At 64.5% G+C, this 11651-nt stretch carries 12 protein-coding genes; 8 read left to right on the top strand and 4 right to left on the bottom strand.

The genetic code is table 11. The features are described from left to right. Positions 1–131 precede the first annotated feature (131 nt). The 5 genes from LB519_RS12630 (at position 132) to LB519_RS12610 (ending at position 5961) form a co-directional block, all read left to right on the top strand. Positions 132–338 (top strand): lipoprotein, encoded by a 207-nt coding sequence (locus LB519_RS12630; protein ID WP_013529409.1) that lies wholly within the window; start codon positions 132–134, stop codon positions 336–338. 62 nt (positions 339–400) lie between these two features. Further along, the gene (gene lysA, locus LB519_RS12625; protein ID WP_027162899.1) at positions 401–1669 is read left to right on the top strand and encodes a diaminopimelate decarboxylase; all 1269 of its coding nucleotides are present in this window, start codon (positions 401–403) and stop codon (positions 1667–1669) included. 39 nt (positions 1670–1708) lie between these two features. Beyond that, positions 1709–2650, top strand: a complete 942-nt coding sequence (locus LB519_RS12620; protein WP_027162900.1) for a threonine/serine dehydratase — start codon at positions 1709–1711, stop codon at positions 2648–2650. A gap of 238 nt (positions 2651–2888) precedes the next feature. Continuing rightward, complete coding sequence (locus LB519_RS12615) at positions 2889–5477, top strand: TIGR02302 family protein (RefSeq protein ID WP_224620167.1); 2589 nt, start codon at positions 2889–2891, stop codon at positions 5475–5477. Positions 5478–5589: 112 nt separating this feature from the next. Then, complete coding sequence (locus tag LB519_RS12610) at positions 5590–5961, top strand: glyoxalase superfamily protein (protein WP_013529405.1); 372 nt, start codon at positions 5590–5592, stop codon at positions 5959–5961. On the opposite strand, the gene LB519_RS12605 is transcribed toward LB519_RS12610, so the two are convergent. After that, complete coding sequence (locus tag LB519_RS12605) at positions 5940–6821, bottom strand: LysR family transcriptional regulator (protein ID WP_024503767.1); 882 nt, start codon at positions 6819–6821, stop codon at positions 5940–5942. The genes LB519_RS12610 and LB519_RS12605 overlap by 22 nt on opposite strands. A 222-nt stretch (positions 6822–7043) precedes the next feature. On the opposite strand from LB519_RS12605, the gene LB519_RS12600 reads away from it, so the two are divergent. Beyond that, positions 7044–7991, top strand: a complete 948-nt coding sequence (locus tag LB519_RS12600) for a DMT family transporter (RefSeq protein WP_024503766.1) — start codon at positions 7044–7046, stop codon at positions 7989–7991. Here LB519_RS12600 and LB519_RS12595 read toward each other — a convergent pair whose 3' ends face one another. The 3 genes from LB519_RS12595 to LB519_RS12585 all read right to left on the bottom strand — a co-directional run bounded on the left by LB519_RS12595 (position 7992) and on the right by LB519_RS12585 (position 9808). Further along, positions 7992–8363: a response regulator gene (locus LB519_RS12595; protein ID WP_024503765.1), complete on the bottom strand. Its 372-nt coding sequence runs from the start codon at positions 8361–8363 to the stop codon at positions 7992–7994. Positions 8364–8437: 74 nt separating this feature from the next. Further along, on the bottom strand, positions 8438–8980 hold the full coding sequence (gene hpt, locus LB519_RS12590; protein ID WP_013529401.1) for a hypoxanthine phosphoribosyltransferase: 543 nt from the start codon (positions 8978–8980) through the stop codon (positions 8438–8440). Between the two features lie 183 nt (positions 8981–9163). Then, a complete protein-coding gene (locus LB519_RS12585) occupies positions 9164–9808 on the bottom strand; it encodes a hypothetical protein (protein ID WP_224620166.1) in 645 nt (214 codons plus the stop codon). Positions 9809–10000: 192 nt separating this feature from the next. Here LB519_RS12585 and ftsE point away from each other — a divergent pair, with 192 nt between their 5' ends. Together ftsE and LB519_RS12575 are read left to right on the top strand one after the other, a co-directional pair. Beyond that, the gene (gene ftsE / locus LB519_RS12580; protein WP_010911739.1) at positions 10001–10660 is read left to right on the top strand and encodes a cell division ATP-binding protein FtsE; all 660 of its coding nucleotides are present in this window, start codon (positions 10001–10003) and stop codon (positions 10658–10660) included. Then, complete coding sequence (locus tag LB519_RS12575) at positions 10653–11648, top strand: cell division protein FtsX (protein ID WP_013529399.1); 996 nt, start codon at positions 10653–10655, stop codon at positions 11646–11648. Before ftsE ends, LB519_RS12575 begins: the two co-directional genes overlap by 8 nt. Positions 11649–11651: the final 3 nt, after the last annotated feature.

Genomic DNA, 11651 nt, shown 5'->3' with positions numbered 1-11651 from the left:
ATATCCCGGACATGCGACCAGCAATATCCGGACGTTGCGCCAGATATTGCGACGAGCAATATCTCGGGGTGCAATGCGCCGAGAACTCGGCTAAAAGCGGCGGCTGACAAACGTTTCGGACGGATGGATCGATGACCGGAAGCAGGATTTTGGTGACGCTGACGCTGCTGGTGGCGATCGCGGCCGTCTCGGCCTGCGGCAGGAGGGGCGGTCTCGACACGCCCTATGAGGCGGCCGTGCAGGCGCGCAAGGATGCCTCGAAGGCCCATCAGCCCGTGCCGCCGGAGCCGGAAAAACCGGTCAAGGACAAGAAGTTCATCCTCGACCCGCTGATCTAGGCCGACGAGAGCGGGGCCTTCCAACCCGATCTCATCTTGCCGCAACTTCCGGAACCACTCCCGTGAACCATTTCGACTACCGCGACGGCGTGCTCCATGCCGAGGACGTGGCGATACCAGATATCGCCGCACAGGTCGGCACGCCATTCTACTGCTACTCGACGGCCACCCTGACCAGGCACTACCGGGTGTTTGCCCAGTCCTTTGCCGGGCTCGACACGCTGGTCTGCTACGCCATGAAGGCCAATTCCAACCAGGCCGTCCTGCGGACGCTGGCGAAGCTCGGCGCCGGCGCCGACGTGGTTTCGGAAGGTGAATTGCGCCGGGCGCTGGCCGCCGGCATTCCGGCCGGCAAGATCCTGTTTTCGGGCGTCGGCAAGACCGCGCGCGAAATGGACTTTGCCCTTGCCGCCGGCATTCTCTGCTTCAACGTCGAGTCCGAGCCTGAACTTGAGCTGTTGTCGGCGCGAGCCGTTGCCCTTGGCAAGGTGGCGCCGATCTCGCTGCGCATCAATCCCGATGTCGACGCCAGGACCCACAAGAAGATCTCCACCGGCAAGGCCGAGAACAAATTCGGCATCCCGTGGCAGCGGGCGCGGCAGGTCTATGCCCGCGCGGCAACGCTTCCCGGCATCAGGATCACCGGCATCGACACCCATATCGGCAGCCAGATCACGGAGCTGCAGCCCTTCGACGACGCCTTCGCCCTGCTTGTCGATCTGGTCGGCGCGCTGCGGGCGGACGGCCATGCCATCGAGCATATCGACCTCGGCGGCGGCCTCGGCATCCCCTATCGCGTCGACAACAACCCGCCGCCGCTGCCCGATGCCTATGCCCAGATCGTCAGGAAGCATGTCACCAAGCTCGGGCTGAAGGTGATGTTCGAGCCGGGCCGGCTGATCGTAGGCAATGCCGGTATCCTCGTCTCGGAAGTGATCTTCGTAAAGGAAGGCGACGCCAAGAACTTCCTCGTCGTCGACGCCGCCATGAACGATCTCATCCGGCCGACGCTCTACGATGCCTTCCACGATATCCGTCCGGTCGTGCAGCCGCCGGCGGACACGCCGCGCATGATGGTCGACGTCGTCGGCCCGGTCTGCGAGACCGGCGATTATATCGGCCTGGACCGCGATCTGCCCAGGCTGAAGGCCGGCGACATGATTGCCGTCTCCACCGCGGGCGCCTATGGCGCGGTGCAGGCCGGCACCTACAACACCCGTCTGCTGGTTCCGGAGGTGCTGGTCGACGGCGACCGGTTCCACGTCGTGCGCCCACGCCTGACCTATGACGACCTGATCGGGCTGGATTCCGTGCCCGACTGGCTTGCATAGAAGCGCCGGAAACACACCGACCCGTCACAGGGAGCAATCATGACGAACGGCATCACCGTCACACGCGAGCGCATTGCCGCGATGGAACCGCGCATCCGCCCCTATATCAGGCACACGCCGGTGCTGCGCGTCGACATGGCCGACTTCGATCGGCAGCCGCTGGCCGTCGACCTGAAGCTCGAATGCCTGCAGCATTCCGGCTCGTTCAAGGCGCGCGGCGCCTTCACCAACCTGCTGGAGCGTGCGGTCCCAAAGGCCGGTGTCGTCGCAGCATCGGGCGGCAACCATGGCGCGGCCGTCGCCTATGCCGCCATGCGGCTTGGCCACAAGGCGACCATCTTCGTTCCCGAAGTGAGCCCGGCGGCCAAGCTGGAACGGATCCGCTCCTATGGCGCCGAGCTGATCGTCGGCGGCGCCCGCTATGCCGAAGCGCTGGCCGCCAGCGAACGGTTCGCCGAGGAGACCGGCGCTTTGCAGATTCACGCCTTCAACCAGGAGGAAACGTTGGTCGGCCAGGGCACGCTTGGGCTCGAAATCGAGGCCGATTTGCCTCGGATCGACACGCTGCTGGTCGCTGTCGGCGGCGGCGGCCTGATCGGCGGCATCGCTGCCTGGTTCGCCGGCCGCATCCGTATCATCGCCGTCGAGCCGGAAGGAGCGCCGACGCTGCATCGCGCCTTCGAGGCCGGACACCCCGTCGATGCGCCGGCCGAGGGCATCGCCGCCGATTCACTGGCGCCAAAGCGCGTCGGCGAAATGATGTTCCCGATCGCCGAGGCCTATGTCGAACGCTCGATCCTGGTCGGCGACGACGACATCGTCGCCGCGCAGAAGGCGCTGTGGAACCGAACCCGCATCATCTCCGAGCCGGGAGGTGCGGCCGCCTTTGCCGCGATCCTGTCGGGCCGCTATGCGCCGGCGCAGGGCGAACGGCTCGCCGTGCTGGTCTGCGGGGCGAATGCGGACCCCGCTACCTTCTAAAGGGCCTGCTGCCTTCTAAAGGGTATGCAGGATGGAACTATAACGGTCCATTTCACGTTTTTTCGAACCGCCTCGCCTTTGCCGTGTTTGCTGGTATTCTTTGAGTCGTGAGGCGTCGGGCTATCTGCCCGCTCCACAGCATGATCCCGAAACATGGAATCCCTTTCGGAACAGATCATGCTCAAAGGGATAGGGCCGCATCCCGGTTTCGGGATGCCATAGGCTCAAGGAAGGGCCGATGACGCAACGACCCACCTTCAGCAGCGATCGCGGCCTCGCCGGGCGGCTGGCTTTGAGCAGGCTGGCCACGCGGGTCTCGATGGTGGTCGAGCGCGGCTGGCCGTTGCTGCTTCCCCTGGTCATCGTTGCCAGCCTGTTCCTCAGCATCTCCTGGCTCGGGCTATTCTCCCGGCTGCCGGATATGACGCGCATCGGCCTGGTCGCTGCCTTTGCCATAGCAGCACTGGCCGCGCTTTATCCCCTGCGTTTCTTCCGCCTGCCGGGCGCCGGCGAAATCGACCGCCGCATCGAGGCAGCCAATCAACTGTTGCACAGCCCGGTGCTGGTGCAGACCGACCGGCCAAGCGGCCGGGAAAGCAGCTTCTCGCAGGCGCTATGGCGCGAACACCAGAAGCGCATGGCCGGAAAGCTCGACAACCTCGGCGCCGACCTGCCGCGCACGCGCGTGCCGGAGCGCGACCCTTGGGCCCTGCGCGCGGTAGCGGCACTTTTGCTCGTTACCGCCTTCGCCTTCTCCTTCGGGCCGACGGGCGGCAGGATCAGCGACGGCTTCAATGCCCATGGCGCGCGCGATATCGTGCCGCCGCGCATCGACGCCTGGGTGACGCCGCCGTCCTACACCGGCAAGCCGCCGATCTTCCTGACCGCCGACGCCAACCAGGCCATCCCGACCTTTACGGTTCCCGAAGGCAGTGACGTTTCGCTGCGCGTGACGGGCGGCTCAGGCGAGGAAACGCTCGGCTACGCCGACAAGAATGGCAATTCCCGCGCCATCGACCCGGCTGCGCCGCAGGCCGCCGCCAAGCCGGCTGCAAGCCCGGCGACGCCGTCCAAGGTGCGCCAGTTCACCAGCAAGCTGACCGGCGACGGCACGCTGACGCTGACGTCGGGCGAGGACCAGCTCGGCCGCTGGGCCTTCGCGGTCGTACCGGACAAGCCGCCGCAGATCCGCTTCGTCGGCGAGCCCAAGCGCGCCGCCAACGGCGCCTTCGAGCTCAACTACCAGATCGACGACGACTATGGCGCCGCCACCGCCAAGGCGGTGTTCGCGCTTGCCGATCCGCAGGCGCCGAATGCGCGTCCACTGTACGGTGCACCTGAAATGCCGCTGACGCTGCCGCGCCGCGGCGGCAAGTCGAACGCCGCCAGGACCTCGAAGGACCTGACCGAGCATGTCTGGGCCGGCAGCAGCATCAAGCTGACGCTGGTCGCCACCGACGATGCCGGGCACACCGCATCCAGCGAAACCAAGACGCTGCTGATGCCGGAGCGGCCTTTCGCCAATCCGCTGGCACGCGCCGTGATCGAACAGCGCCGCCTGCTGGCGCTCGACGCCAACGCCAAGCCGCGCGTGCTAGACCTGATGGACGCCATCACGCTGCGGCCGGAAGACACCTTCGACAACATGTCCCATTACCTCGCCATCATGAGCGCCCGCACCCGGCTGAAGATGGCCGACAGCGACGATCAATTGCGCAGCGAGGTCTCCTATCTCTGGGAAATCGCGCTCGGCATCGAGGAAGGCAATCTTTCGGCCGCCGAAAAGCGGCTGCGCCAGGCGCAACAGGCGCTGCAGGACGCCATCAAGAATGGCGCCAGCGACGCTGAAATCGAAAAGGCGATGAAGGAACTGCGCGAGGCGATGAACCAGTTCCTGCAGGAATTCGCGGAGCGCGCCAAGCAAAATCCCAACGCCCCGCAGATGCAGCAGAATGGCCAGGAACTGCGCCAGAGCGACATCGATCGCATGATGGACCAGATCGAGAACCTGGCGAAGTCCGGTGATCGCGACAAGGCCCAGCAATTGCTGTCGCAACTGCAGGACATGATGAACAATCTGCAGGCCGGCCGGCAGCAGCAAGGCGGCCAGCAGGACAGCGAGATGCGCCAGCAGATGGACAAGCTGGGCGAGATCCTGCGCCGTCAGCAGGAGATGATGAACGACACCTTCCGCATGGATCAGATGCAGCGCGGCGAGCGCCAGCGCGGGCAGAACCGTGACGAGCAGCTCGGCGAAGGCGGCCAGGATGAGGACAGACCCGGCGTCGGCGAAGACCGCGATCCGCTCGCCCGGCAAAAGCCGATGACGCCCCAGGAGTTCGCCGATGCGCTGAAACAGCTGCAGCAGGGCCAGGGCCAGTTGCAGAGCGACCTCGAACAGCTGAAGAAGGGCCTCGAAGGCATGGGTATGGAGCCCAATGAAGGATTTGGCGAGGCCGGCAAGTCCATGGGCAATGCCGAACAGGCACTCGGCGAAGGCGAAGGCGATGCGGCCGTCGGCCATCAGGGCCGGGCGCTGGAAGCGCTGCGCAAGGGCGCCAAGGACATGATGAAGCAGATGCAGGCCATGCAGGGCGACCAAGGTGGCGGCGAGGAAGGCGGCCGCCAGCAGAACGCCGATCGCGATCCGCTCGGCCGGCCGCGCGCCAGCCAGGGTCCCGATTTCGGCGATTCGGTGAAGGTGCCCGACGAGATCGACGTGCAGCGCGCCCGCCAGATTCTGGAAGCGATCCGCAAGCGGCTCGGCAATGCGCTCAGCCCTGACATCGAACGCAGCTATCTGGAACGGCTGCTCGAGCTGAAATAGAGCAATTCCAGGAAATATGTGAAGCGGTTTTCCGTCCGGAATTGCGAAAAAACAAAGGGATTGCCGCCCCCGTCCATCCCACCTGAAAACCCTCTCGCACGGTTGCACCACCATGCCCAGACTTGGCGCCGTCACACCCATCCTGCGCATCTTCGACATTGCCAAGGCGCGTGAATTCTATGTCGGCTTCCTCGACTTCAAGGTGCAGTGGGAACATCGCTTCGCCGACGACGCGCCGCTCTACATGGCGATCGGCCGCGACGGCTGCGTCCTGCATCTCAGCGAACATCATGGCGACGGTGCACCCGGCATCGCCGTGCGCATCGAGGTCGAGGACATCACGGCTCTTCATGGCGAGCTGATCGGCAAAAACTACCGCTTCGCCAGGCCAGGCGTGGAAGAGACGCCTTGGAAGACCCGCGAGGTATCGGTCGCCGATCCGTTCGGCAACAGGCTGCATTTCTACGAGGATGCCGCCGGCTGACTGAGCCTGTTGACGAAGGCTTCGCGGATCGCATCCTGCATGCCGTCGATCGCCTCGCCTGACGCGTTCGGGTTGCGGTGCATCACCACGTTCGAGGAATCGATGGCGCCGAATCCGTCCGCCGTGGTCAGTTCACGACAGCCGTCCGGAATGTTGCTGCGCGAGATCGGCGCGATCGCCAGTCCGGAGGTGACGGCGAGCTTGAGGCCGCCGGTGGTGTCGCTGGTATAGGCGACACGATAGGCAAGATCGCGCTGCTCCAACGATTTGATGGCGAAGTCCTTGCACCAGCCGGCCCGGTTGTAGAGCGCGATCGGCACCGGCTGTTCCTCATGCATGTGATGCAGGGACGATGTCACCCACACGGTCGGGTCGTGCATCAGCACTTCGCCGCCGGCGGGATCCTGCCATTCGAACACCACGCACAGATCGAGCTCGCCGGCAGCGAGCGCCGCCATCTGTGCCCCGGAATGGGCATAGCGCACGGTGACCTCGACCTGCGTATGACGCTTCGAGAAAGCGCCGAGCGCGCGCGACAGGATGGCGTGGCCATATTCCTCCGGAATGCCGATGCGCACCGGCCCGCCAAGCGGCGCTGCTGCCATCGATGCCGACGTCTCGTCGAGCAGCGAGACGATGCGGCGGGCGTTGACGATGAGTTCGCCGCCGCGCCGCGTCAACGCGACGCCGCGCGAACCGCGCTCGAACAGGCTGGCGCCGATTAGATCTTCGAGCTTCTTCATCTGCATCGACACCGCGGATTGGGTGCGGCCGGCCTGCTCCGCCGCCTTGGTGAAATTGCCGGTCTCGGCAATCGCCACGAAGGTGCGCAGGAGGTCGCTGTCGAGGGTCGGCCGCATGAAATCCGCCATAAGAGAATTTGATTGCTGGCATCATTCCAATTCGTTTGCAACATGTCAAACGGCGGATGATAGTCGCCTCACCCATTGGATATGCGGCTGCGAAATCAGCCGCGGACCAATCAAGAGTCCTCACTCGTGCCCGCTGCCCGAAACGGTGGCGGGTTCTTTTTACCCCGCAGGCGGCAGCTTCGGATCGTACGCGCAGGAGCCTGGATACAGATGCAAAATCGGATGGTGGGCGGCATCCTGAGCCTGTGCCTCGGCGTGCTGGTCTTTTCGCTGCAGGATCCGCTCGTCAAAGCCGTGTCGAGCGGTTATCCAGTGACCGAGGTGATGGCGATCCGCTCGATCGTCGCTCTGCCGATCCTCATCGTTCTGGTCCATGCTGATGTTGGCTTGCGGGCGATCCTGTCGAAGCGATTCGGCATGCTGACGGTGCGCGCCTTCATCCAGTTCACCTCCTATACGATGTACTACCTGGCCATCGCCGCCTTGCCGCTTGCCGATGCGGTGGCGCTTTATTTCATGGCGCCGCTGTTCATCATGGTGCTGGCCGGGCCCTACCTTGGCGAGCGCGTCTCCTGGCAGACACTGGCAACCGTGCTGATCGGCTTGTTCGGCGTCCTCGTGATGCTGCGCCCCGGCGCAGGGCTGTTCGACTGGGCAGCGCTGCTGTCGCTGGGCTCGGCGGCGCTCTATGGTTTTTCGCAGCTGATGGCCCGCAAGATCGGCGACACCGAATCGTCCACCGTGATGGCCTTCTATCAGAACGGCGCCTATCTGGTTGGCGCCGCCGTGGTTGCCGGCGCGTTTCACCTTGCCGGCATAACCCACGCCGTCCACCCCAGCCTGGAATTCCTGGTACGGCCATGGCTTTGGCCGACGCTGCCGGATTTTCTCAAGATGGCCGCCTGCGGCTTCGTCGCCTCCGCCGGCATGATCCTGCTGTCGCAGGCTTACCGGATGGCGCCGGCCAACCGCGTTGCCACCTTCGAATATACCGGCATCCTGTGGTCGCCGCTGTGGGGTTTCCTGTTCTTCGCCGAGGTGCCGCGGTCGACGACCGTGATCGGTGCCGCCTTGATCATCGGCGCCGGCCTGCTGGCGCTCAGCACCGAACGGCGCAAGAGTACTCCACCTGTGCTCGCTGCTGCCGACCCAGCCTGATCAGGCGAAGCAGATCAGCGCCCGTTCGACACGCGAGCGGATTTCAGCCAGCGTGAAGGGCTTCTGCACGACATCGAGGATGATGCCGTTCAATTCCTCGGCGCGCTCGCGCTGGTCGGCATAGCCGGTCATCAGCACGATCTTGATGGCGGGAAACAATGCTGCCGCCGCTATCGCCATCTCGATGCCGTCCATCTCCGGCATGCGGATATCGGAGACGACGAGATCATAGCCGCCACGCGCGGCCTGGATCAGCGCAAGCCCCTGCGCGCCATCCGCCGCGATATCGATTGTGTGCCCGGCGCGTTCAAGCGCGCGGGCGGCCAGGGTGCGGACGGACTCATCGTCCTCGACGATCAGAAGCTTTGCCATGGCCGGCATATTTGGCCGCCAAAAGTTGACTTTTCCTGAAAGCGCTGAGGATCAGCAAACCTTTTTGATGCCGCTCAGGCATCCCCTTTGACGACACCGACAAAGGGCAACTCGCGAAAGGCATGGGCTACATCCATGCCGTAGCCGACGACGAAATAGTCGGGGCAGTCGAAGCCGACATAATCGGCATTGAGTTCGGTCTGGCGGCGCATGCGCTTGTCGAGCAGCACGGCGATCGAACAGCTCTTGGCGCCCCGCGACAGCATCAGCTCCCGGGTGAAGCTCAGCGTCTTGCCCGATTCGAGAATGTCGTCGATCAGCAGCACGTCGCGGCCAGCGACCTCATTGTCGATGTCGCGCAGCACCCTCACCTCACCGCTGCTGGTGCCGGCGCCATAGCTGGAGATGAAGATGAATTCCACCTCCGGCGACAGGCCGACATCGTGCATGGCGCGGATGAGATCTGCGGCGAAGATGAACGACCCCTTCAGCACCGAGATCACCAGGAGGTCATGGTAGTCGTGTCCGGCAATCTCCTTGGCGAGTTCGAGATTGCGCCGCGCGATCGCCGATGCAGAAAACAGGACTTCGATGTCCTTGCCGCGTACAATTGGCATTTTTTCGCCCCGCTGATTTTCTTGCCTAAACGCGTTCACGCCCAGCATGTGTTGAGATTCAGGTCAGGCTGAGTCGAAAACGGTGGTTTCCGAGAACCGGAGCGGAGCGTACTGAAGTACGTGAGCACCGGAAGCGCAGGAAACCGCCGTTTGCGGCCAGTCTCACCTGAATATCAGCACACGCTATTCGGCGAAGGTGACCGATACAGTTCTTACACCGTTTCTAGGCACGTCGAGCCGGCTGGCAAAGCCGAATCTTTCGCCAGAGGCCAGCGAACGGCCGGATGTCCCCAACGTATAGCGGGTGATGTGCCCGTCATTGCCGGTCACCCGGATTTCAAGCGGCGGCAGCTGCGCCGGTTTGGCGCCGTCATTGGCGGCCTCGCCATCGACGAACAGCGCAGGGTTCGGTCCGGAAGCATCGACGCGTGACGTGACGCCCGAAATGCTGAGCGCCGACGCTTGCGCGCTGGACAGGAACGGCACCTGGCGCACCAGCGCGTGCCCGCCCGAAACCCAGAAGGCGGCCAAGGCAGCGCCGATGCCGGCGATCCAGAAGATCGGCCCGCCGCGCGAGGGTGGCGGCCGCTCCGGCGGGGCTTCGGGCTTGCGCAGCATGTCCATGCCCTCGATGGGTGGCATCACGATCGCACGCGGCAGCGGCGAAACGCTTTCCACGGCAGGTGCAGGGCGCGGCATCACCACGTAATCGGCATCGACGATGTCGGCGGCCGAACCGCGCATGAACCGGTCCGCCGCGGCAATTGCCGTCGGATCGGTCATGATTTCGCCGGAAACCGGGCGCGCGGTTCGATCGTCAGCCATCATGGCCCCAGCATTGCAGCACGTGTTCGCTTTTCGTTTCTTTTGCGTAAACACAAATGGTTAACGCTTCCCCACCGGAGCCCTCGTGACGAGTCGAAAGAGCCTAGGAATTAACCGCCGGTTAACCATGCCGGCCGATGGTCTTTACCCAGAACAGGCCGGCTCGCTGCCGTGCCGAATTTCAGGTCGTCGAAATTGATTCGCTTCGAAAATGTCGGCCTCCGCTATGGCATGGGTCCGGAAATCCTCCGCGACATCTCCCTGCACATTCCGGAGCGCTCCTTCCAATTCCTCAGCGGGCCTTCGGGCGCCGGCAAGACGACCTTGCTGCGCCTGCTGTTCATGTCGCTGAAGCCGACGCGCGGGCTGATCACCATCTTCGGCAAGGATCGCTCCCGCATTTCCCGCACCGAGCTGCCGCATCTCAGACGCCGGATCGGCGTGGTGTTCCAGGATTTTCGGCTGCTCGACCACATGACCACCTATGAGAACGTCGCGCTGCCGCTGCGCGTGCGCGGGCGCGAGGAGGCGAGCTACCGCACCGATGTCACCGAGCTGTTGAAGTGGGTCGGGCTGGGCGAACGCATGCATGTGCTGCCGCCGGTTCTGTCCGGTGGCGAGAAGCAGCGCGCCGCGATCGCGCGGGCGCTGATCGAGCAGCCGGAAATCCTGCTCGCCGACGAACCGACCGGCAATGTCGATCCGCCGCTGGCGCGACGCCTGCTGCGGCTGTTCATCGAACTCAACCGTCTCGGCACCGCCGTGGTGATCGCCACCCACGACCTCGGCTTGATGGAGCAGGTCGACGCGCGCCGCATGATCCTGGCCGGGGGAAGGCTGGACATCTATGACTGAACTGTCCGCCGAACATTTTGTGGAAAGGGAGCAGGACGCCGAGGCGACCGAAGCAAAGCCGCGCGCCCAGCGCAGGATGGCGCCGATCGTGCCGGCGCAGAACATCGCCGGCCGGGCGCTGGTGCTGGTCATCGCCATCATGACCTTCCTGTCCTGCCTGACTTTCGGCGCGGTGACGCTGGTGCGCGACACAGCGTCCGTCTGGGAGAACCAGATTTCACGTGAGGCAACGATCCAGATCAAGCCGGTCGACGGCCTCGACATGGAAGCAGCCCTTACCCAGGCCTCCCAGATCGCCGGCGAATTCCCCGGCGTCAAGGCGACCCGGATCATCGACCGCGAGGCGACCGCGCGGCTCCTTGAGCCCTGGCTGGGCTCGGGCCTCAACATCGACGAATTGCCGGTGCCGCGACTGATCATCGTCACCATCGACGAGAACAGCCCGCCCGATTTCGCCGCCATACGCGCCGCGATCACCCCGAAACTGCCGAGCGCATCGCTCGACGATCACCGCACCTGGGTCGACCGGCTGGTGGCGATGGCCCGCACCACGGTGACCATCGGCATCGCCGTGCTGGCGCTGATGCTGTCGGCGACGGTGCTGACCGTGGTGTTCGCGACGCGCGGCGCCATGGCCGGCAACGGTCACATCATCGAAGTCCTGCATTTCGTCGGCGCCGAGGCACGCTTTATCGCGCGCGAATTCCGCCGGCATTTCCTGGTCACCGGCATGAAGGGAGCGGCGGCCGGCGGTGCCGCCGCAGTGCTCGTGTTCATCGTCTTTTCCTGGTGGTCGTCGCGCAATATGGCGACGCCGCAGGCCGACCAGGCGACCGCCCTGTTCGGCAATTTCGCCATCGGTTCGGCAGGCTATCTCGGTGTCGTCTTGATGGTGCTGGTGATCGGCGGACTGACGGCGGCAACCTCGCACGCCACCGTCGTTGCCTATCTCAGCGACATCGATGTCCGCCAACCGGATGCAGGCTAATTC

The organism is Mesorhizobium sp. AD1-1, assembly GCF_020164655.1.
Taxonomy (GTDB): Bacteria; Pseudomonadota; Alphaproteobacteria; order Rhizobiales; family Rhizobiaceae; genus Mesorhizobium; species Mesorhizobium ciceri.
Note: the sequence above shows the minus strand (reverse complement) of the source record. Positions and strands in the feature narration are given on the sequence as shown.